Annotated in this window: 22 protein-coding genes and 1 riboswitch; of the genes, 8 read left to right on the top strand and 14 right to left on the bottom strand. The window is 38.7% G+C overall.

Translation table 11 applies throughout. The features are described 5' to 3' along the window. Positions 1-44: 44 nt before the first annotated feature. On the bottom strand, positions 45-800 hold the full coding sequence (locus ACH0BF_RS01135) for a GNAT family N-acetyltransferase (protein WP_120031473.1): 756 nt from the start codon (positions 798-800) through the stop codon (positions 45-47). A 429-nt stretch (positions 801-1,229) separates the two neighbouring features. Further along, positions 1,230-1,988, bottom strand: a complete 759-nt coding sequence (locus ACH0BF_RS01130) for an SDR family NAD(P)-dependent oxidoreductase (protein ID WP_120031475.1) — start codon at positions 1,986-1,988, stop codon at positions 1,230-1,232. Between the two features lie 146 nt (positions 1,989-2,134). Between ACH0BF_RS01130 and ACH0BF_RS01125 the strand changes: the two genes are divergently transcribed. Both ACH0BF_RS01125 and ACH0BF_RS01120 read left to right on the top strand, forming a co-directional pair. After that, positions 2,135-3,385, top strand: a complete 1,251-nt coding sequence (locus tag ACH0BF_RS01125) for a helix-turn-helix domain-containing protein (RefSeq protein WP_340854003.1) — start codon at positions 2,135-2,137, stop codon at positions 3,383-3,385. 168 nt (positions 3,386-3,553) lie between these two features. Next, positions 3,554-3,922, top strand: coding sequence for an SMI1/KNR4 family protein (locus ACH0BF_RS01120; RefSeq protein WP_340854002.1), 369 nt, complete (start codon positions 3,554-3,556; stop codon positions 3,920-3,922). A gap of 159 nt (positions 3,923-4,081) precedes the next feature. On the opposite strand, the gene ACH0BF_RS01115 is transcribed toward ACH0BF_RS01120, so the two are convergent. Together ACH0BF_RS01115 and ACH0BF_RS01110 are read right to left on the bottom strand one after the other, a co-directional pair. Next, positions 4,082-4,444 (bottom strand): hypothetical protein, encoded by a 363-nt coding sequence (locus ACH0BF_RS01115; RefSeq protein WP_340854001.1) that lies wholly within the window; start codon positions 4,442-4,444, stop codon positions 4,082-4,084. An 806-nt stretch (positions 4,445-5,250) separates the two neighbouring features. Continuing rightward, positions 5,251-5,988 carry a cyclase family protein gene (locus ACH0BF_RS01110; RefSeq protein WP_406908634.1) on the bottom strand — a complete coding sequence of 246 codons (738 nt, stop codon included), beginning with the start codon at positions 5,986-5,988 and terminating at the stop codon, positions 5,251-5,253. Between the two features lie 339 nt (positions 5,989-6,327). Here ACH0BF_RS01110 and ACH0BF_RS01105 point away from each other — a divergent pair, with 339 nt between their 5' ends. From ACH0BF_RS01105 to ACH0BF_RS01095, 3 genes are all read left to right on the top strand, one after another. Next, the gene (locus ACH0BF_RS01105) at positions 6,328-7,365 is read left to right on the top strand and encodes a dipeptidase (protein WP_340853998.1); all 1,038 of its coding nucleotides are present in this window, start codon (positions 6,328-6,330) and stop codon (positions 7,363-7,365) included. Continuing rightward, entirely contained in the window at positions 7,337-8,563 is a 1,227-nt protein-coding gene (locus ACH0BF_RS01100) for a DUF819 family protein (RefSeq protein WP_120031483.1), read from the top strand. The genes ACH0BF_RS01105 and ACH0BF_RS01100 overlap by 29 nt, the downstream gene beginning before the upstream one ends. An 81-nt stretch (positions 8,564-8,644) precedes the next feature. Beyond that, positions 8,645-9,181 carry a helix-turn-helix domain-containing protein gene (locus tag ACH0BF_RS01095; RefSeq protein ID WP_120031485.1) on the top strand — a complete coding sequence of 179 codons (537 nt, stop codon included), beginning with the start codon at positions 8,645-8,647 and terminating at the stop codon, positions 9,179-9,181. Between the two features lie 146 nt (positions 9,182-9,327). On the opposite strand, the gene fosM is transcribed toward ACH0BF_RS01095, so the two are convergent. Both fosM and ACH0BF_RS01085 read right to left on the bottom strand, forming a co-directional pair. After that, positions 9,328-9,750 carry a FosM family fosfomycin resistance protein gene (gene fosM / locus ACH0BF_RS01090; RefSeq protein WP_340853997.1) on the bottom strand — a complete coding sequence of 141 codons (423 nt, stop codon included), beginning with the start codon at positions 9,748-9,750 and terminating at the stop codon, positions 9,328-9,330. 443 nt (positions 9,751-10,193) lie between these two features. After that, a complete protein-coding gene (locus tag ACH0BF_RS01085; RefSeq protein WP_120031489.1) occupies positions 10,194-10,469 on the bottom strand; it encodes a YqhV family protein in 276 nt (91 codons plus the stop codon). 309 nt (positions 10,470-10,778) lie between these two features. On the opposite strand from ACH0BF_RS01085, the gene ACH0BF_RS01080 reads away from it, so the two are divergent. After that, complete coding sequence (locus ACH0BF_RS01080) at positions 10,779-11,114, top strand: coiled-coil domain-containing protein (RefSeq protein WP_120031491.1); 336 nt, start codon at positions 10,779-10,781, stop codon at positions 11,112-11,114. A gap of 44 nt (positions 11,115-11,158) precedes the next feature. On the opposite strand, the gene ACH0BF_RS01075 is transcribed toward ACH0BF_RS01080, so the two are convergent. Beyond that, positions 11,159-11,641 (bottom strand): C40 family peptidase, encoded by a 483-nt coding sequence (locus tag ACH0BF_RS01075; RefSeq protein WP_120031493.1) that lies wholly within the window; start codon positions 11,639-11,641, stop codon positions 11,159-11,161. A 115-nt stretch (positions 11,642-11,756) separates the two neighbouring features. Then, positions 11,757-12,575 (bottom strand): GDSL-type esterase/lipase family protein, encoded by an 819-nt coding sequence (locus ACH0BF_RS01070; RefSeq protein ID WP_120031495.1) that lies wholly within the window; start codon positions 12,573-12,575, stop codon positions 11,757-11,759. Positions 12,576-12,785: 210 nt separating this feature from the next. On the opposite strand from ACH0BF_RS01070, the gene ACH0BF_RS01065 reads away from it, so the two are divergent. Next, entirely contained in the window at positions 12,786-13,088 is a 303-nt protein-coding gene (locus ACH0BF_RS01065) for a DUF6509 family protein (RefSeq protein WP_340853996.1), read from the top strand. 86 nt (positions 13,089-13,174) lie between these two features. Here ACH0BF_RS01065 and ACH0BF_RS01060 read toward each other — a convergent pair whose 3' ends face one another. The 6 genes from ACH0BF_RS01060 to ACH0BF_RS01035 form a co-directional block, all read right to left on the bottom strand. Beyond that, entirely contained in the window at positions 13,175-13,315 is a 141-nt protein-coding gene (locus ACH0BF_RS01060) for a hypothetical protein (RefSeq protein WP_182916937.1), read from the bottom strand. 199 nt (positions 13,316-13,514) lie between these two features. Next, complete coding sequence (locus tag ACH0BF_RS01055) at positions 13,515-13,637, bottom strand: hypothetical protein (RefSeq protein ID WP_340853994.1); 123 nt, start codon at positions 13,635-13,637, stop codon at positions 13,515-13,517. Between the two features lie 94 nt (positions 13,638-13,731). Beyond that, positions 13,732-14,772, bottom strand: a complete 1,041-nt coding sequence (locus tag ACH0BF_RS01050) for a ribonucleotide-diphosphate reductase subunit beta (RefSeq protein ID WP_340853993.1) — start codon at positions 14,770-14,772, stop codon at positions 13,732-13,734. Positions 14,773-14,780: 8 nt separating this feature from the next. Further along, positions 14,781-17,006: a ribonucleoside-diphosphate reductase subunit alpha gene (locus tag ACH0BF_RS01045; RefSeq protein WP_340853992.1), complete on the bottom strand. Its 2,226-nt coding sequence runs from the start codon at positions 17,004-17,006 to the stop codon at positions 14,781-14,783. 210 nt (positions 17,007-17,216) lie between these two features. Further along, positions 17,217-17,394, bottom strand: a riboswitch (cobalamin riboswitch). 93 nt (positions 17,395-17,487) lie between these two features. Beyond that, positions 17,488-17,895: a sporulation protein gene (locus ACH0BF_RS01040; RefSeq protein WP_406908632.1), complete on the bottom strand. Its 408-nt coding sequence runs from the start codon at positions 17,893-17,895 to the stop codon at positions 17,488-17,490. Positions 17,896-18,099: 204 nt separating this feature from the next. Continuing rightward, complete coding sequence (locus ACH0BF_RS01035) at positions 18,100-18,984, bottom strand: YitT family protein (RefSeq protein WP_120031503.1); 885 nt, start codon at positions 18,982-18,984, stop codon at positions 18,100-18,102. 584 nt (positions 18,985-19,568) lie between these two features. Here ACH0BF_RS01035 and ACH0BF_RS01030 point away from each other — a divergent pair. Next, a complete protein-coding gene (locus ACH0BF_RS01030) occupies positions 19,569-20,426 on the top strand; it encodes an MBL fold metallo-hydrolase (protein ID WP_340853989.1) in 858 nt (285 codons plus the stop codon). Positions 20,427-20,874: the final 448 nt, after the last annotated feature.

The following is a 20,874-nucleotide window of genomic DNA, read 5'->3' as shown; positions in this document are numbered from 1 at the left end:
AATTGATAACGTCTTTAATCTAAATAAGAATAAAGAGTGTCTTTCTACGGTAGCAGTCTTGTTAGTAATTTATTAAATTTGTTTGGACTGATTATTTCATGTGTAATGAATTCACCATTATAAAACAAACCAAAAGTTGTCCAAATTACAGGTGAATGTTGTGCTTCATCTTTAGTTGTGATCTTATAAGTTTTAAAAGGGACATTTTTGTTTTCTGCTATTTTCTTTAATTCTTCTAATACACCAACAGCATAAGGACACTGTGCTGTGTAATAAATAGATATGCCTGTATCATCCGTCAAAGTCTCTACCTGCTTATTAAAAGAAGGTACGGTCGCTTGTTCATTCCACTTTAATGCTATTAATTGAAAATAAGGTTCTGCTTCGTCTACTAGCTCAAACCCCATATGTTCAAAGAAACGTTTATCGCTTAAATACGGGTAATTTTTCTTGCCTACAATATGTACAATCCCATCCATGCCACGATGGATAGCCTCTTCTTTGCAATGATTTAATAACTGCTTTGCATAACCGTTATTTTTATATCTTCCTGAAACCCACAAGCAGTTGATATACATAAAATTTGGTGCTTGAATAGGAACCCACGCCATTTCGGCAGGTAAATATTCTATAAATACTTTTGCCCGTTCATCTAAGCGATAAAAAACCAACCCTTCATCCATTCGTTCTGTTAGCCAATTCTTTTTCTCAGTTACTGCATTTTCATATTGTTTTGCTCCTAATGCACAGCATATGTGTTCCGTTTCAATATTATTTTTGGAAATTTGAATGAACTCCATATCGTTCCCCTTCGAATTCGATAATTTAAAGTATTATTATATAAATTAGAAAAATAACACTTTAATATTCATACGTTCTTAAAGATTCATAGGTTTCATTCATTGGATATAGACAGCTTTTCCGCGAAATTTTAACTAGCCCCACGTTTGCGCAGATGACGCCCTCCTATACTCCTTTTTAGTGTAAAGAAATCGAGGGCTCATCCATCCTAACAATTCCTGATTATTTCCTTCATTTAAGCTATCGCCTTGGAATAAAGTCTGATTAAACGTACGACAAAAACCGCTTATAACACAAATAAAAAATACTCTATTTTGAAAAAGGATTGATCAAAATAGAGTATTTTTAATGGTACACATAAATGGTTGTGAATGCCTCTTATGTCTTCAGCATTCTACCTGTTCCCTTGAATGGACTGTCTTTTGTGACTATAAGGTTAATCCGCCATCTACAAGAACAATTGAACCAGTCATGTAGCTTGCTTTATCTGATGCTAAGAAAGCAACCATTTCAGCGAGTTCTTGAGGATCAGCATAACGCCCCATTCTCATGTTGGAAACCTCTTCTGGAACGTATCCACCTTTTGCAAACTGAGCTTCAACACCTGTTGTTAAGGCTGTTTTTACCCCGCCAGGACAAAGCGCATTAATGCGAATGCCTTTTTTCGCATACTCTAATGCAGCTCCCTTGGTTAAGCCTACAACCGCATGTTTGCTTGCAGAATATACGGCTACACTGTGCTCAGGACGAACCCCCGCGGTAGAAGCGGTATTAATAATAGAGCCACTTCCCTGTTCCTCCATTACTTTCAACACATATTTCATTCCAAGGAAGACTCCTTTTACATTGATAGACATAATGCGATCAAATTCATCTTCTTCTACTGAAGTAAAAGGAGCGAACTTTTGGATAACACCTGCATTGTTGAAAAATATATCAATACGTCCATATGTTTCAACCGCTTTATTTACATAGTTTTGTACATCTTCCATTTTCGAGACATCTGCCTGAACGAAGATCCCTTGTCCACCTTGTTCTTTTACAAGTTTTAACGTTTCTTCACCTGTTTCCTGATTGAAATCGACTAATACAACTGTTGCCCCGTTACTAGCGAGTTTCAAACTGCTTGCTCTTCCGATTCCACTTCCTGCACCAGTTATTACAGCAATTTTATTTGATAATTCCATGTTTACTTCCTCCCTGCTTATCCTTCTTACTCCATAATTTTATTGCTTGTTTAACAATAAATATTGTATTATTTTACGAATAATAGTATTTATTTAATTATTTTTGAGCTGTATCAAATAAAAAACTTGAACGGAGCTTACAACAGATGGAGATAGCCATACAGGATTTGCCATACATATGTGACATTATTTATAGAGTTCATAACATACCGGTTTATTATGTTAATCAATTTGGGGAGATTGAATATGAATTTTCAAGTGGAGACCTACGGGATAATCCATATTACTATTCATTCAAAGAGCAGATAAGCGTATATACGTATGAAGATAACCCGACGGATTTTCCTATCTTTTTTTCGAATTCAAATTTGAACTTTTTCTTTGTCAATCTAAAAGAAACAAGCCTATTTTTAGGCACCATTATTTTAGGTCCTACTCTTGAATCGGAAATATCCGAGGAAGATATTAGCAAGATCATGGATGCTTTTAAAGGAAGCCTGAATAAAAGGAAGCTCATTGAATATTACCATTCCATCCCTATTATTGATCATCAGCAATTCCTAACGATTAGTCTATTGGTTTATTATTTGGTGTACCATAAAAAGCTAGATCAAACGATGGTGATCCAAAACAATCAAGCGTTACCCCTTGATAGGATGGAATCAGAGAATCCCGATCTTGAACTTTCAAAAGGGAGAAGGGATCTCATTTTTCATTCCAATCTTTCATATGAACGAGTTTTGCTCGAGTATGTCAAAAACGGGCGGGTAGATAAATTAAAGGACATCTTCGATTACTCTATTGTGGGGGAGGCGGAATTAGGACTATTGTCGAAACGAAATCGCCTAAGAAGTGAGAAAAATTTAATGATAACTGGAATTGCTCTTGTTTGCAGGGCGGCCATTGAGGGTGGTTTAAACGATGAAACTGCCTTCACCTTAAGCGATTTCTATATTCAACATCTTGAAGAATTAGGAAGCTTAAAAGCTATACTGAAGTTAACAGAAGAAGCTATAGTGGATTTCACCAATCGTGTGCACCGATTAAATAATGAAAAATATTCTCCAACCATAACAGCTTGTCAACATTATATTTATGACCATCTTTATGACGATATCGCACTTGATGCCCTTGCACAAGTCTGCCGTTTAAGCCCGAATTACTTATCGTCACTTTTCAAGAAAGAGGTTGGTCAGCCAATAAGTGAATACATTCAACGGCAACGGATTGAAGAAGCAAAAAAGCTATTACTTTTAACCAATTATTCAATTTCGGACATTGGCACATGGCTGAATTTCAACGACCAAAGTTATTTTATCAAGATTTTTAAAAAGTACACGGGTTTAACCCCCAGACAGTTTAGAAATGATCATTGCTCCGATCGTGAATCGACCTAGTGATCTATCAAGGAAATTTAAGCACTAACTTATTTTATGCTGAGGATATCAGACCGACTATGAGGAGGAGCATTACTGAGCTTACTTAATCTTACAATGAACGGATGAATAAGACGGATTGAAAAAGGAGCCAGTTGTATTCAACAAGAATTTGGTCCTATCAGCGAAGTGACATTTACATTCAATAATGGAGCGAAGAAAAAGAAAATGGTAGAGATGGAAGAACGATTAAAGATTACTTTTCCAGAAGACTATAAAGAGTTTCATTTCATGCATGACGGGGCGCATTTATTTATCGATGAGCAAGCAGGCACTCGTTTCGAATTACTGTCTCTAGAAGAAATAAATGAATATAGGAAGTATATGGACTCCCCTGATGGCTGGTATCCTATTGCCTATGGCTTTGAAGGCAGTATACTTTTGATCGATTCAATTAGGATAAATAAGACTAAAAGAGCCAATGATTATTTATTTTGGATAGACTCTACAGAACCCTTTGAGGACTCTGTTCCTCTCAATATGACCTTTGAGATGTAGCTCGACTATTTTGTCATGTCGCAAGGTACGAAGTTTTGGGAGTGGAGAATTTATGTTAGTGAACATTTTTATCAAGCGAATGATCTTAATGAAGATTGAAAAACACCCTCGTTAGGGAGCTTTTGGATTTATCTCTGACCTGGTCTAAGGAGAAAAGACTTAACGAAAGATCTCCCTCAATATCACCTTGAATTTAGGTTTGAAAGTAACATCCACTATGGTTAAAAAGCGCTCTCTATCGTCTTCCAGAAACAAACGAATTTGTGCGCTCTTCCTTGTATCTCTGACAATTTCTATATTTGTAACGGACTGAAAATCATAGTATAAGACCTCTTCTTCTCCATCATTTACAGAAAGAATGAACCGATTATAGAAAGGAGAAATGATCACTTTAAATGTCCTATTTCCTTGACGAAAGGTAAAGGTGGATTCATTTTGCGAAAAAGGATCCTTGTCATTCTTTTTTATTGGGCTGCATTGAAACAATGAAATAAAATCTAATTCCTCAGGATAATGTTCCATTCTTTTTCCCCCTCTTCTCTTTATAGACGTAAAATTTAACCTAAGAAGTTCATACTTCTTTCTCTTTTTATATCAATAAAAGCCTGCTATTGTCTTCTTCTGCTTTTACATTCTTCCTCTTTCGGATTCCCAATATATAGGCTGGTTTAATTCGTAATGTAACCAAAGATCCCTACCGAAGTGCATAAAGGATGAAAGTTGGCCTTTTCAATGAAGTGTGCATGAAATTTATTCATTTGTAAAAACTACCCCTAAACGACTTTAGGAGTGTTATTGTTGAAAAATCAATTAAATCTTATACTAAGTGTCCTTATAGGCAGCACGGTCATATCATCAGTTTTTAGTATAGTCATGCTTGTCCTTACCATTAAACACGATAAAAAAATGACTGGAGGCAGATTTTAGTAGGGCGAAAATAGGGCACTGCTTTTTATTTTTAAAATGACTCACCCATTCAAGTAGTGGCATCTGTTCAACAGGCTAGGATGCCTCATCCTGAAGGTAGCTTTTTCTCTTTTCCCAGGTTCCTTTTCTTCTATATAAGCCTGCTACTCCTTCGCTAGTCAAAGATTCTTGTGTTTTATATGCTAAAGAAATTTATTGATTGAACCAATAAGGAATATATTTGAATTTTACACAATAATCTCTTTGATTAGATGTCATAATCTATAGTTTCTCCCGCCGGAAGTAAGAAGAGAAATTTCTCCTAAACTACCAGCCTTCAAGGCTATCCTCCGACCCATTGTAAAGCTGCTTGAAAAAAATAAAAAACAGCCCTTAAGCTGCAGGAGCTGTTTTCTCTTCTTTTATGGCAATATGGCAAAAGACCTTACTGGAAATCCTGACGCTTTTTCCGGCTTAGGAACCATATTGAAAATAACGGCACCTTTGGCAGGAACCTTGTCCAAATTCGTTAATAATTCTACTTGATATGTATCTTGTTCTAAAACATAATACTCACCCAAGAGTGAGCCATTTTTTTTGAAGTCAACAGCTGAATCCGTATCAAATGTTTCATGGCCAACCGCTTTAATTTTTCTCTCTTCAAACAAAAATTTTAAAGATTCTAGCGACCAACCGGGTGCACGGTTATCGCCATGAACATCTTTATTTTCAAATGCTTCTCTATTTGGCCAGCGTTTGCTCCAGTCTGTACGCAGAGCAACAAATGTTCCTTCTTCAATCATTCCATATTCTTCTTCAAACTTTAAAATATCAGCTATCCCTAAAGTAAAGTCATGATTTTCTTCTACCTCCTTCGATTTATCAATGACAATTAGGGGCAAAACAAGCTCCTTTAACTCTAGCCCATCTAAATATCGTGTATTCCGTACAAAATGAATAGGGGCATCCAAATGTGTCCCATACTGGCCTGCAAATTTAAAGCTTTGAGCGAAAAACCCATCATCGTGAGTAAATAATGTATTAAATTCTGCGGAATCAAACGCTGCAAAATGTGGTGAATCGGGACCAAATGTATGAGTAAGGTCTATCCATTCTTTTTCCTTAATTAGATTAAATGCTTTCAATAATTCATTTGACACCTTAATCCCCCCGTTAAAAAATTCACTGCAAAACTTCCTTCTAAAGCAAGAAACTTTGCATTTCTATGGTTGCTCTCCTCTTTTTATTCTCTATGGGCAAGAACACCAGTAATTCCAATTACTATTAAACACCTACTTTTCTCTAAAAGTCAAAATAATTGTAAAATTACAATTTTATTGTTGGCAATCCAGACAAATAGAATCACTTTCATCTTCCTCTGCTTTGATAAAAATAGGCTATGATCGAACAAATATGCTAAATAGTCTTGTCTTTATGAAAATTCAGTTATAATATATTAGATAAATTACAATATAACATAATTCCTAGGAGGAGATGCCTTGAAAGTTTTTGATTTGCACTCAGATTTATTTACAGACATTGCCTGGAGAAAAAGCCGAGGCGAGAAAAGTGTTTTTGACAGAGTTCATTATCCAAAACTAAAAGCAGGTGGAATCACATCAATTATCTGTGTTTTTTGGGTGGAACCCAAGTTTGCCAATCAATCCTATGAACGGTTTAAGCAACTGCTGACATATGTTATGGAGGATTTAAATTCTTCAAAACACGCCGCCCTCTCCCCTCCCTCTTCTCGCGAAAAAAAGCTTGTGGAGACAGAAAAAATCAACATTTATTTAGGCCTTGAAGGCCTCACATTTATGGAGGACTGGGAAGGAGAAACCACCCTATCAAAAATAGAAAACGCCTTCACTTACCTTAGTGAACATAAGATCATGCACTCCATATTTGCGTGGAATGAACACAACTTTTTAGCAACTGGTACAGGAGCTGATTGTGTATCATCATTCAAAGGCCTTACAGATTACGGAAAGATTGCTGTTGCCTATGCAAACAGACAAAACTGGGTACTTGATGTCTCTCACCTAACTGAAACTAGCTTTTGGGATATGTATAATACTACTAATCATCCTGTTATCGCTTCTCACAGCAATGCAAAATCGATCTGTATGCACGAGCGAAATTTAACCGATGAACAAATAAAAGCCATTGCCCACAGAGGAGGGATGATCGGCCTGAATGCTTATGGGGCATTTGTCGATGAAGAAGAGCCAACGATTGATCGGTTCATTGATCATGCCGTCTATATTGCCAATCTTGTCGGCCCGCAGCACCTCGCCTTCGGCTTTGACTTTGTAGATTATCTTCATTCTTACGATTTAGGAACCGCTTCTCCTGTATATACGAAAGGCTTAGAGGATGCATCCACCGTGCCGGATCTTCTCGAAAAAATGAGCAAAAGAGGTTTTACAAATGCAGAATTAGAAGCCATTAGCTTCGAAAATGCTCATTCTTATATTACAAATCATTTAATCAAGAGGGGGAGCATAAATGGGACAAACACTTATTCAAGCAGATGATACGTTAACATTATGGGGAATTATCGTTGTGTGGGCGTCTGTCAGTATTTACTTAGAACAACGGTATAGCTGGGCATCCAAAATATCAGGTGCCATCATTGCTCTTATCGGTGCCATTGTTTTGTCTAACACTGGCATCATTCCAACAGAATCACCGGTATATGACTCGATATGGGGAGTGATCATTCCTTTAGCCATTCCGTTGCTTCTCTTTCATGTAAATATTAAACAGATATGGCGAGAGAGCGGCAAACTGCTTATCATTTTTCTATTAAGCTCCATCGGAACGGTGGCAGGAACGATCGTCAGTTTCTTTTTATTAAAAGACCACATTCCCTACCTTGATAAGATTGGAGCAATGATGAGTGCCTCTTATATCGGTGGAGGCGTTAACTTCGCTGCCATGGCCGCAAAGTTTGAAGCACCTGGCGAATTAGTTTCCGCTACAGTAGTTGCCGATAATTTAATGATGGCCATCTACTTTATTATCTTGATGATTATTCCGACACTTTCATTTTTCAGAAAACGGTACAGCATGCCCCATGTCTTGGAAGTAGAAAGCGGCAACTCTAATGAAGATGGCAAAACTTTAGCAGAAAGCTTTTGGAAAAGGAAGGACATTTCCTTAAAAGATATTGCCCTTTCTGTCGGTACAGCCTTTTTACTCGTTATTATTTCATTTAAAATAGCGGAGTTTTTCGATCAATTGATTCCATCCGGTGAAAACTCTTCTCTTGTGATGAACTTGCTTAATGGCCTTGTAGGAGACAAGTACCTGATGCTTACAACCATTACTTTTATTATTTTGGGGCTATTCCCGAAATACTTTGACAAGATTAATGGAAGCCAGGAAATAGGCACATACCTAATTTATTTATTCTTTGTGGTGATTGGGATTCCAGCATCTATCCCTCTCATTATTAAAAATGCTCCTTTGCTGCTGGTGTTTGTGTTTATCATTGTCATGATTAATATGATTATCTCACTAGCTGCCGGAAAGTTGTTAAAAACGAACCTCGAAGATATCATTCTAGCAAGTAACGCTAACATCGGCGGTCCAACTACTGCAGCCGCATTAGCGATTGCTAAAGGATGGAAAAATTTAATTGGGCCTATACTTGTCGTCGGAACACTCGGCTATATTATTGGCAACTATGTTGGCACATTGTTAGGTTTCTGGTTTTCTAGTTTAATATAAGTAAATTTTACCCGGCATTAATAAAATGCCGGGTCTGTTGTATAATACAAGCATACAAATAACCGAACTGAGGGAGATGCCATGTTTGACGGTACAAAGATTCGTGACTTGCGAACAGCGCAAAATTTGTCTTTAAAAGCACTAGCAGAAAAGTCAGGTGTAAGTGTAAGCATGATTAGTCAAATTGAACGCCGAACGACGGATCCGACTCTGACTACTCTTTACAAACTTTGCAAAGGTTTGGATGTTTCTATTTCATCGCTCTTGGAAAATGATGAACAATCTACGCATATTATTCGAAAGGAAGAGCGAAAAACCCTTACTTTTCCTCTGTCTCATTCTAAATATCAATTATTGACTCCTATTACAGAGGGAACAATTGAAATGATTATGATTCACTTGGAACCCGGTAAAGAAAATCAACAACTTATAGAGCATTCCGGTGAAGAATGCGGCCTGATACTCAAAGGACAGATGACGGTTGTTCTGGGAAGCAACGAATACATTTTAAATGAAGGGGATTCTATTCGCTTCAAGAGCACTATTCCCCATAGATTTTTCAACCACTCCAATGAAACCGCTGTCTCTGTATGGGCTATGACCGGACGGGTATTATAAATGGATCTCGGTCGCTGTTCAAGGGGGAACGTCCACCCATTCCAATCATCTATTATCCCTTGCCGCTATACTCGCTATAGCGGTTTTGTGTTCGTTCATCAGACTGTTATATGGCATGAAGAAGTCTTCCTGAATGAAAAAATTTTTCAATCGTAAAACTCCATATGCTTTTTTTCCTCTTTATAATAACGAAGTCTATCTTGTAAAGTGCCTGTATGAAGTTCAAATTTATGCCCATCGGGATCAGTAAAGTAGATAGACTTTTTATCTTTTTCGTCCCTGGAGCGCCCTGACAAAATATTTACGTGTAACTTCTCTAATTTCTCGTACATATTATCGTAATCCTCTTCTTTGATTGAAAAGGCAGTATGGGTATAGGACTGGCTGATTTCATTGCGAGGGATATTTTCTTCTACATTGAGCGCCAGCCACATGCCATCTAAATCAAAATAAGCTGTACTTCTCCCCTTTACTAGCAGCTTTGCACCAAATACGTTTTGATAAAACTGAATGGACCTGTCCAAATTGGAAACAGAAAACAACAAGTGATTAAGGCCTTTTACTGACAATTGTCTTACCTCCGTTGTGCATTCTGATAAAAGCTAAAAACTTATTCGCTTTATTTGTTTGACTTGCACAATCTCATCGTTATGTATTTAATTATTGAATCCGTTATCCTTCTTAACGTCTATTTCACTTTAAGCAACCTATCGCTTCTTTGAAGGACTCTTCCCTGCATTTTCACTCCTATGCTAATTTTAGCTTACCTAACGATCCAGAGGAAATAAAAAATAAAAAGCAATCTTATAATGAAGACTGCTTTTTATTTTCAACAACTTCTACAAAATAAAAGAATGGAAAATGAAAACTGCCGTTTAGCGGAGCTAGTCCAGAAGCCTTAAGCTCTTTTTACATTCAGCCTACAATGTATTATTTATTTTCTGCTTATACAAGTTGAGAGAACCATTACCGTAATCGGTTTTCATTAAAGAACAGATCTGATAGTTGACGGCTATCCGCTTCTTACCCCGTACAGAATACATCCTACACCAAGAAAGACCCAGAAGATTGTTTGAAATGATATCCGATCGGTCAATCCCAACAGACCAATGGATGTAGTGGCAATTAAAATAATCGGTCCTACCAAGGCGAGTGAACTGTTCAGAATCAAAGCTTTTTCAATATCGTTAAATCTAAGCATTAAAAAAGCAGCGAAAATTTCAATTCCACCCGATAATATTCTCAATAAAGCCATACCCATTACCGCTTTTTCTATAAATGTAAACATACGCTCCTCCAGTAAAAACCATTCTTTTTACAATTTATATGCAGCAATATAAGAAAGCAGGACAAGGCTCATCATTTTTTTAAACATTTTGCTTTCATCATACGATGGATTCGGTCACTTACTTTATTCGCTCATGAATTTCCCGATGAAATTTCCTTATTTTTGTTAATAGCCTGCTCTTATATTTGCTGCATAACTAAAAACTCCAACTGCCGTTAAGAGCCTCCCTAGGCTTTCACCCTGTCATTTGATCACTCTCCACATATGATGTAGGGAAATTGACCCTACGATAAAAGGAGAATGAAGAACATGAATCCATATTATTACCCTCCTGGCTTTGTGCCTCAGTCAGCTGATTATTATTCGGATTATTCCTATATGCCTCTTGAAGAAGAGTATGATGATGTGAGCAGACAGCCTTCTGCATTGGAGAGAAGAGTGACCGCTTTGGAACGCCAAAACGAGCGGCAGGTAGCAGAGATAACTCGGCTGAGCCGGGAAATTACACGGATCAACCGCGAAATTACACGTCTTAACCAGAATGATGAACGTCACACGAGGCGCTTAAACAGATTAAACCAACGATTACGCGCAGTAGAGAACCGTCTTAACATTCCTTTTGCTGCAATGGAAGACGGCTTCTAACAAAAAAGCAAGCTGGGAGCAAAAAGAGTCCCAGCTTGCTTTTTTTATTTAATGATTCTTTTCGCGCCTATATAACGGTTCTTCCAATAGGAGGTGTTCATCTTTACTTCTTTTACGCCTTTAGATGTAGCTCCTACAAACTTGCCATTCCCTGTATAAATCGCAACAAAAGAAACTTTTCCTTTCGCTCCTGTTGCATAGAACACCAAGTCGCCAAATTGTAAATCTTTCTGTTTGACTGCTTTTCCTGTTTTAAATTGAGCAGCACTTGTTCTTGGAATGTTCATTTGAGTAGCAGCTTCCTTATACACATACTGTGTAAAGCTTCCGGCATCAAACCCTTTGGGAGAGGTGCCTCCATACTTGTAAGGAGCCCCTATTAGTGTTTGTGCCGTTGCTGCTGCTTCTTCTCCATAATTAATGGTGGCCGATGCTTGATTGACTGGCTCGCAGGCAAAGAAAAAAGCAAAGGATAGCAGCATAAATACTGGGACAAACCACCTCGAAATTGATAAATGCCTGTTCAATTAACCTACCCCCTGATTGCAAAGATTGTACACGAAATTAAATATATGCTGGTTTGTGTTTAATATTCCCAGATCGAAGCATAATAAAAAAGCAGATAGGAAATCTGCTTTTTTATCAGACGGATTCAACGAATGGCTTCTTCTTTAACTGCTTCAGCATTTGTTTTGAGAGCGCTTCGTATCCGAGAGAATTTGGATGTACACCATCAGATGAAAGATATTGCAAATGATGGCCATTAAGCACTTTTGTTGTCTCTAGAACAATCGAATGATTGTAATGGCGGGCTACCTCATAAATTTTCACATTCCATTTTGGAAGAAGTTGATCAGCTACTTTATAAAGTTCGTGATCCGGATTTAGAGGATTGTACATCTCCAAAAAAACAATGGTTGCTGAAGGATTTTCTTTCTTGATCCTTTCACTTATCGCCTTTAAGTTGTCCGTGAATGTCTTTCTCATAGAGTCAAAATTAGCTACAACGTTTTTATAATCACCTTGATAAAGAGTCTCCAAAATATCGTTGCCGCCGACATTAATTGTAATCAAATCTGCCTTTTTAATTTGGTCATCAAAGGTGCCTCTTTGTACAAGTGTGTTTAAATTTGTACTGTTAATTCCAAGGATCCCTTCGTTTTCCAGAATGACCGTTTTTCCTGTTTGCTCTTCGAAACGGCGGGAAAAATAATCGACGAAGCTTTCTTCATTCTCTGAGCCAAAACCCGCAATGATCGAGTCACCAATGGCAAGGTGAGTTAAACTCTCTTTATCAACATTGCTATAATAGTCAACGTAAGAAAGAGCAGCTTGAGCAGACGTAGGGGCAGATTCTTCCTTCATTTGCTGGATCTTGTAAGTAGGATAGTAAAGCCAAAGGGATACAGCAATGACAGCAACAATGAGAACAGAGACGGTATATTTAAATAAACGCTTCATTTTTCGCTCCTTTGCTCCTTCTAGATATTCTTTTATGTACGCTTATTTTTCATTTATTCATCAACAGAGAGGAAATTCAGTAGTAAGTGTAGACGAATCTTATAATAATCATACCTGTATTTTCAAGCAAAAAAACCTGGTATGCGGCTATAAGCAAGTTTTATGTTAAAATAAAACGTACTCATATTACTTTCAAAGGACGGATTGTTAATGGACATTACACATCATACGGTTGAACTGCTTGAAGATCCATTCGGGCTGCTCGATGGGGAAAGATTTGAATTTCATTTATATGCAAAGGTAGACGAAGAGGATGAGTTATACTCAGAATCTGGTTTCTATATTCGTGTGCTTTATTTGGTAAATGGAGATGAGGAAAAGATCATTCATTATCACTTACACGATCGGGCAACAGGAGAAGTTTTGGATTTTGAACTTGAAGAGGACGAAGAAGCGCTTGTGGCAGCTTATTGCCGGGATCATCTTCCTGACGAAACCGAAGAGGCCGAATAACAGACAAAGCCCCGCTGCATGAATACTCACTGCCTGCGGGGTTTAACTTATTTCTTCAGTTAATGTCTCCGTAATAATCACACCCTCTATTTTATTTCGCTCTTCATGTACTCCTGCAGCTGCTCTTCTGTTAAATGCTTAACAAAATGGTAAAAGCTAATGGATTCCATTTCATAATTTTCACAGCTTTCCATGTAATATTCATAAGCCTCTCGATACATTTCCATATTTTCCACCTCCCTCCTGTTATATAACAAATATATTTTTTATACAAATAATATATAACAGATAGAAAAACATGTCAATATCTTGCTTTTGTTTTACCCTGAATATTCAGAAAATAACCTAAAAAAGTCAATCAGCGATTGAACCTTCTATTCTGTGCAATTGTTCCTTTTTTCCAGTGCTGCCAGTAAAATTAGCGGCTCACTCAATTAAAGGAACGATAACATCATCGTCTGCTTCAATTGAGTGAGCCGCCTCTTCTGCCTCCATTAACTTTTCTTGTAGGTTTCCTATACTGCGAATGGTTAGATGGATTTTTTTCATTTATTTAGCCGTTCAAAGGCTTGTCTTACTATATACTAGCTATTCATCGCCAAGCCATTCTCTTAAAGAATTTAAGAAGAATGGAGACTACTCATTATAATTCGTCAAACCCGTTCGCTTCACTTGTCTTCGTATAGGCACGGGATTTTTGTTCAAAAAAGTCTGTCTTCCCGAAATCTACTTCCTGATAAGCAATAATCCAGCGCATTGGGTTTGTCCGGTAGCCTTCAAACGGCGCTGTGAAACCTAACTGTTCAGCACGTTTATTGGCCATGAACTTAATATAGCTTTCCAGCTCGCTCATTTGAATTCCATCTATCTTATGGCCAATGATTGAGTTTCCCCACTCAATTTCAAGTTCAGCGGCCTGTCGGAATGCCTCCTTTCCGTAGAGATGTAATTCTTCTGTATCATACTCGGGATGTTCACTTAGCACTTCTTTAAAAATCTTTTCAAATAATCCGACATGAAGTTGCTCATCCCGATTGATATAATTAATCATTGTGCTCGTTGCAATCATTTTTTGATTGCGGGCCAAATTGTAGAAAAAAGCAAATCCAGAGTAAAAGAAAAGGCCTTCTAATATCACATCATAAATAATCGATTTCAGAAAGTTTTCGACGGTTGGTTCATGAGAAAAGGCTTCATACCCTTTTGTCACAAACTCATTGCGTTCCTGAAGAATCGGTTCGGTCCGCCAAAAATCAAATACTTGATCTTGCGTCTCTTTATCCGCCACACTCGATAACACGTAGCTGTAAGAATGATTATGAATCACTTCCTGCTGAGCAAGAATAATCATTAACGCATGCAAGCTGGAATCTGTTAAATAGTCTGCCGCTCTGCCAGCATAATCGGTTTGAATACTATCAAGCAAAGCAAGCAAACCGATAATCTTTAAAAATGCATTTCTTTCATCAGGAGACAGCTCGCTAAATTGCTGGCGGTCTTTCGTCATATTGATTTCAAATGGTGTCCAAAAGTTCGCAAGCATTCTCTTATATTTTGGATAAGCCCAGCTAAAGCGCACATCGTCCCAGTTTAAAATATTTGAGCTTTTCCCGTTCACAATCCCTGTAGAACGGTTTGGTGCACTATGATCAATGATTTCTCTTTTTTTAAGTTTCATACTCATTCTCCCCCTTATGAATGACAGCTTTCACAGTCTTCAATATCAGAAGCGGTCGACCGCACATAATAAGTTGTTTTTAACCCTGAATCCCACGCATCCAAATGCAGATCAAGCAGCGCTTTTGCCTTAATGTCGTTCCGCACATATAAGTTAAAGGAGACGGCCTGGTCAATATGGCGCTGGCGCTTGGCGTTCTGGCGAATGCTCCAATGCTGATCAATTAAGTAAACTGTTTTATAGTACCAGGTCGTCTTAGCCGACAAGTCCGGAGCAGTCACTGGGATTTTATAATTTTTCTTCTCTTCCATATATTCTTTACGGAAAACCGGGTCAATTCCGGCTGTTGAACCGGCAATCAAAGCAGTGGATGAATTCGGCGCCACTGCCAGCAAATATCCATTCCTCATGCCTGATCTTTTCACTTTTTCCTTTAACTCTTGCCATTTCGTCCCACTGTAACCTCTTTGCTCAAAGTAGACGCCGCTCTCCCACTCTGATCCTGCAAATACCGGGTAAGCCCCTTTTTCGGCTGCAAGCTCCGCACTTGCCTCAATAGTTAAGAACGCGAGCTGCTCGTACAGCTCATCGCAATAACTGACTGCTTCGTCCGATTCCCAGCTTAATCCCTTCAAAGCGAGCAGGTGCTGCCAGCCAAACGTGCCGAGCCCAATTCCCCTATATTTCTTGTTCGTCAGCTGTGCCTGTAGCACTGGGATACTGTTCATTTCAATCACGTTATCAAGCATTCTTACCTGAATCGGAATTAAGCGCTCAAGCACTTCATCCATAACAGCGCGGGCCAAAGAAACAGATGACAAATTACATACAACATAATCGCCTGGGTCCTTCGTAATCATGATTTTTCCGTCTTCCGTCTTTTCTTCGATCACAACAGTCGGACTCATATTTTGGCAGATTTCCGTACAGAGATTGCTCGCATAAATCATGCCGGCATGCTTATTCGGATTCGCCCGGTTGACGGTATCCCTGTAAAACATATAAGGGGTGCCTGTTTCAAGCTGGGAAATCATAATAGCTTTCATAATCTCAATAGCCGGCACGGTTTTTTTGCTGAGCGCTGGATGAGCCGCACACTCTTTATACCGGTTTCTAAATGTACCTGCTCCTCTTTTTTCATCAAATGAGTCTTCAAGCGAGTAGCCCATTACCTTCCTTACCTCATGCGGGTCAAATAAATGCCATTCTTCCCTGTTATCAACAGCTTCCATAAACAAATCCGGTATCGTTATACCGGTAAACAAATCATGTGTTCGGCGGCGTTCATCTCCGTTATTCAAACGGGTTTCTAAAAAGGAAAAAATGTCTTTATGCCAGACATCGAGATAAACAGCGATCGCCCCCTGACGCTGTCCGAGCTGATCGACAGAAACGGCCGTATTATTGAGCTGTTTCATCCATGGAATCACGCCGGAGCTGACATTTTTGAATCCTTTAATGTCACTGCCCTGGCTGCGAATTTTCCCTAAGTAAATGCCCAGGCCCCCTCCATTTTTGCTCAAATTGGCAGCGTCCGTATTGGCATCAAAGATCCCTTGCAGGCTGTCGTCCACCGTATCGATAAAGCAGCTTGACAGCTGGCCGTATGATTTCCCGGCATTGGCAAGTGTTGGCGTAGCTGTTGTCATATATAAATTAGAAAGAGCCCAATATGCTTCTTTTACGTATTGGAGACGTACCGATTGAGGTTCGTTCATCATTAACGTCATCGCAATAATGAGCCATCTTTCCTGCGGAAGCTCTGCTGGCTGCTTGTCGAGCGTATGAGCTAAATATCTTTCGCTCAATGTAACAATTCCGATGTATGTAAATAAGTGATCTTTATCAGGATCAATGATGGTGCTTAACTCATTAATCTCCGCTTCCGTATAAGCTGTCGTTAACTGCGGATTGTATATTCCTTCTTTCAGCAGAAGGTGAATAAGGTTCAAGAAGCTGCCATACCTATTGGTGTTTTCCCCACGTGTTATAGCTGCTTGCTTATATAATTGTTGTAAATACAGACGGGCAGCTACAAATGTCCAATCCGGTTCTTCACTTGTGATCCGCTCCACGGCTGAATGTAAAAGCAGCTGCTGAACCTGCTCATTTGTCCATCCCTCTCTCGTATCCAAAGTTACCCTTACTTTTTTCTTGTAGCTTGCCAGTTCAATAGAGGGGAATTCTTTTTGAATTTCACTGAACGCCTCTTCTGCCACACTTTGTACTGTTTGAATCATATTTGTTCCTCCTAAACGATAAGTAGTTTAGAAAGAGATTTTTTTGTCCATAAAAAAACCATCTTTCTAGATGAAAGATGGGATAAGAGCGAAGAAATAAAAGTTTAATGAAAAATGGGACAGACCTGCTCCTAAGCATCATCAAAAGAGCTTGTCTGAACGAAAGACATTTTTATTTTCTCCGCGCTTTCTTCCCAACTCCCGAAGAAGAGTACACGCAGTAAAAAGGCAGGTCTCCTGGCTTGTGCTTCTTCCTTCCACATTCCTTCCCATCTATTAGACAGTGGATTGATCTGCGGTCGTTCACACTTACAGTTGCGGGGACAGCTTCGGTATTTCACCGAATTCCCTATTAAGCTGTGACAGCACCTTTTTACTAAATATTGATTTAATTAAAGCATTACCACTAAATGTTGTGTCCGGATTAGTATAACAATGAAAATTCTCCTGTGCAAGCCTTGATTTATTTTTCTGTCCTTATTTAATTTAAAATGATTAATTCATCCTGACCAGAAGGATCAACGGCTTGCGGAATCACAGCGGTTGTTTTTAAAAAGGTTTTATTTGTATCACTGGTAGGTGGATGTTCAAGGTCAATTTCCAGCGAGAAAGGAATCGTTAGCTTTTCTTTAGGCTGGATTTCACGTTGAATCGGGATAAGAATTTCTTTTACATCTTTGTCATGGTATGCAAAATCACTGTCTTCGCGAACTTCATCCATTTGCAGATGCAAAGAAACAATGAGTGCATCAATTGGTTCCGCAGCCCGGCCGCCATTAATCAATACTGTTCCTTCAATTTTATCCCCTCTGTGGTAAGCCGCTTTTTGAAGAGCTGTATCAATCGCTACTCCGCCAATTCCAATACTGGATAAAATATGTTTCCACATGAAACTTCTCCTTTCTTTTAGTTAGTATTAGTTTAATATTCCCCGAGGCTCGCTCCTTAATCTTAACCAAATAGGATGGTTTTGAATTTGAATTTTACACATAAATAAATAAAAACATACTTTTTAAAAAGTATGTTTTACCTTGTGGACTTTGTCTGCCAACTGAAAAATATGTACAGTTGTGATCGCAAATAGATTAATAATTTAATGGATGTTTCTCTTTTTAAACCGTCCACCGCGCACTTCCGAAATATCTGCAATGGCCAGGAAAGCCGAAGCATCGATCTCCTCCACGATTGTGGTTAATTTAGATTCTTCCAAACGGGTAATGATGCAAAATATAACCTTTTTGTCATCACCTGTATAAGCGCCCTCTCCATGTAAATAAGTGACGCCTCTTCCTAATCGGCTATTAATGGCATCGCCTATCTCTCTTGCTTCATCGCTAATAATCCATGCCGATTTTGATTCTTCCATCCCGGCAACGACAATATCGATCGCTTTAGCAGCTACCACATAAGCTAGGATAGAATACATCGCACGATCCCACGTGTAGACAAACCCTGCAGAGCTAAGTATAAATAAGTTAATGAACATGACAATTTCACCAACAGAAAAAGGGACTTTTTTGCTTATCACAATTGAAAGTACTTCAGTCCCATCTAGCGCCCCGCCATTTCGGATGACCATCCCAACCCCAACACCTAGAAAAATCCCTCCAAAAATTGTGGCCAGAAGGATATCCTCAGTAAACGGCATAATCGGGTGAAAAAATGTGGCGAAGACAGATAGCATAATAATCCCATATACAGTCGATATGGCAAAAGTTTTCCCAAATTGCTTATATCCCAAGTATACAAACGGTAAATTTAAGATAAAAAGAAAGATACCAAGTTTTACTCCTGTAATGTGGGAAAGCATAATGGAAATACCTGTCACCCCACCATCAATTACCTGGTTGGGAACTAAAAAGATCTCTAATCCAACAGCCATGAGCAAGGCGCCAACTGTAATAAAAACAGCCCTCTGAATCACTTTCAAACGCGATAATTTCTTATGTTGCTTTTTTACCAATAACTCGTCCGTCAAAAAACCACACCTTTACTCATACTTATTTATTTTTAGTATATCTTAATTCCTGCTTAAGAAAAATAACTTTCAATTAGGAAAAGCCTTAAAATAAAAAAATTATCCCTTCCATAGCTGTGCACTATAAAGCTTTTTCCACTTTTTATTATAATGTTTCATTTTCTGAATGGACAGGAAAAAACCTCACTGCATAGTGAGGTCTACAATTACGTAAGAAGGCTATTCAAGTATGTAGCAGCCTTCTGAACAGGCACTTTTCAGGGAGATTCTTTAGTGAACAGATGTATATGCCCGGCTATTAAGCGGGACCTTTTTGCTGCTGTAAAAAAGTAGCAACAGTACTCCTAAGACTACTCAAACCGCCAGACAATCCTTTACTTCATCGGAAAGCTTTTTCGTTTGAATGCAACTTGTTCCTTGCATGCCTTTCACTTTCACCCCTTAAGATTTTTGAGTAATAGGATTTAACATAATTTGATCGATCTTATTCATTTTTCTTGCTTCAAATACTTTGCTTAAATGAACAAATAAAGGGGAACAATAGATTTTGCGCAGGTATTTAGGTGAATGAAGGAGGATGAAAAGTGGATAAGGATATAAATTACGGAAGTGATTACAAATATATTCCAACAACTTCTATAGGCAGTGGAGTGGGTATTGAGGTACTGCCAGACTTATTTTGTCATACTGTCCAAATCGTCAATATTCATTTAGTTGGAAATCCTAGGATGAGGGACTTCGTATTAGTTGATACAGGAATGCCTGAGTCGGCAAATGAAATTATTTCTGTTATCGAAGAACGCTTTGGGGCAAGCAGCCGGCCACAGGCAATCATTTTGACACATGGCCATTTTGATCATGTCGGGGCTGTTATTGACCTGGTTAAGCATTGGGAAGTTCCTGTCTATGCACACGAGTTGGAAATTCCTTTTCTCACAGGCCAAAAAAGTTATCCAGAACCGGACCCGACGGTTGAAGGCGGTATGGTGGCAAAAATGTCTCCTATGTTTCCGAATGAGCCGATTGATTTAGGAGATAATGTAAAACCACTGCCTCCTGATGGAGCCGTTCCTCATATGCCGGATTTTAAATGGATTCACACACCCGGACATGCACCTGGACATGTTTCCTTATTTAGAGAAAAAGACCGAGCATTAATCGCAGGGGACGCGTTCGTTACTGTTAAGCAAGAATATCTTTATAAAGTTTTAACACAAGAACAGGAAATCAGCGGGCCTCCGAGGTACCTCACAACAGATTGGAAAACAGCCAAGGAATCAGTCATTAAGTTAGAAGCATTAGAGCCAACTGTTGCTGTTACCGGTCATGGATTACCTATGTCTGGCGAGTTGTTGACAAACAGTTTGCAAAAGCTTGTTAAAGAATTTGACCAAATTGCTATACCTGATTACGGGAAATATGTAGACAAAAACACCCATTGATTATCTGCAAGAGAATGGTGTTAATAAAAATCTTAACTCGAGAACAGGCTGTCGATAGACGGTCTCAGTTTGTCGGCAAAAGTGGTTCGAAATAAGATCGTTCCAAACCACTTTTGATTCTTCGTTAGTTTTCAAGCCATTCAGGAGAAAGATAGACTTCTCTGAGTTTATCTTAAAGCAGGCATCGTTGTACGGCTATTCTAACTTTGCAAACCCTGTTGATTGGAATGGAAGGCGGCGCAAAGACTCCTGCGGGATTAGCGAGACAAGTGAGACCCCACAGGCGCTTACGCGGCGAGGAGGCTCACCGCGTAAGCGCCTGGAATAGAAATCAACAGCCTCCATTCACAAGCAAAATAAAAAGGACTGTCAATAGACAGTCTATTTTTATCGCTTTGAGTACCATAACTCAGGCGTATAAAAAACTTTTCTAAACTTCTATTTCTGC

The sequence above is a fragment of the Pseudobacillus sp. 179-B 2D1 NHS genome, assembly GCF_045370945.1.
Classification (GTDB): Bacteria; Bacillota; Bacilli; order Bacillales; family Domibacillaceae; genus Pseudobacillus.
Note: the sequence above shows the minus strand (reverse complement) of the source record. Positions and strands in the feature narration are given on the sequence as shown.

Coding starts and splice junctions, on each gene's coding strand:
- ACH0BF_RS01100 (WP_120031483.1), top strand. CDS start 7,337: ATGGGACAAACACTTATTCAAGCAGATGATACGTTAACATTATGGGGA.
- ACH0BF_RS01055 (WP_340853994.1), bottom strand. CDS start 13,637: ATGAAAAAAATCCATCTAACCATTCGCAGTATAGGAAACCTACAAGAA.
- ACH0BF_RS01045 (WP_340853992.1), bottom strand. CDS start 17,006: ATGATTCAAACAGTACAAAGTGTGGCAGAAGAGGCGTTCAGTGAAATT.
- ACH0BF_RS01080 (WP_120031491.1), top strand. CDS start 10,779: ATGAATCCATATTATTACCCTCCTGGCTTTGTGCCTCAGTCAGCTGAT.
- ACH0BF_RS01115 (WP_340854001.1), bottom strand. CDS start 4,444: ATGGAACATTATCCTGAGGAATTAGATTTTATTTCATTGTTTCAATGC.
- ACH0BF_RS01085 (WP_120031489.1), bottom strand. CDS start 10,469: ATGTTTACATTTATAGAAAAAGCGGTAATGGGTATGGCTTTATTGAGA.
- ACH0BF_RS01065 (WP_340853996.1), top strand. CDS start 12,786: ATGGACATTACACATCATACGGTTGAACTGCTTGAAGATCCATTCGGG.
- ACH0BF_RS01130 (WP_120031475.1), bottom strand. CDS start 1,988: ATGGAATTATCAAATAAAATTGCTGTAATAACTGGTGCAGGAAGTGGA.
- ACH0BF_RS01125 (WP_340854003.1), top strand. CDS start 2,135: ATGGAGATAGCCATACAGGATTTGCCATACATATGTGACATTATTTAT.
- ACH0BF_RS01070 (WP_120031495.1), bottom strand. CDS start 12,575: ATGAAGCGTTTATTTAAATATACCGTCTCTGTTCTCATTGTTGCTGTC.
- ACH0BF_RS01040 (WP_406908632.1), bottom strand. CDS start 17,895: ATGTGGAAACATATTTTATCCAGTATTGGAATTGGCGGAGTAGCGATT.
- ACH0BF_RS01095 (WP_120031485.1), top strand. CDS start 8,645: ATGTTTGACGGTACAAAGATTCGTGACTTGCGAACAGCGCAAAATTTG.
- ACH0BF_RS01050 (WP_340853993.1), bottom strand. CDS start 14,772: ATGAGTATGAAACTTAAAAAAAGAGAAATCATTGATCATAGTGCACCA.
- ACH0BF_RS01060 (WP_182916937.1), bottom strand. CDS start 13,315: ATGGAAATGTATCGAGAGGCTTATGAATATTACATGGAAAGCTGTGAA.
- ACH0BF_RS01135 (WP_120031473.1), bottom strand. CDS start 800: ATGGAGTTCATTCAAATTTCCAAAAATAATATTGAAACGGAACACATA.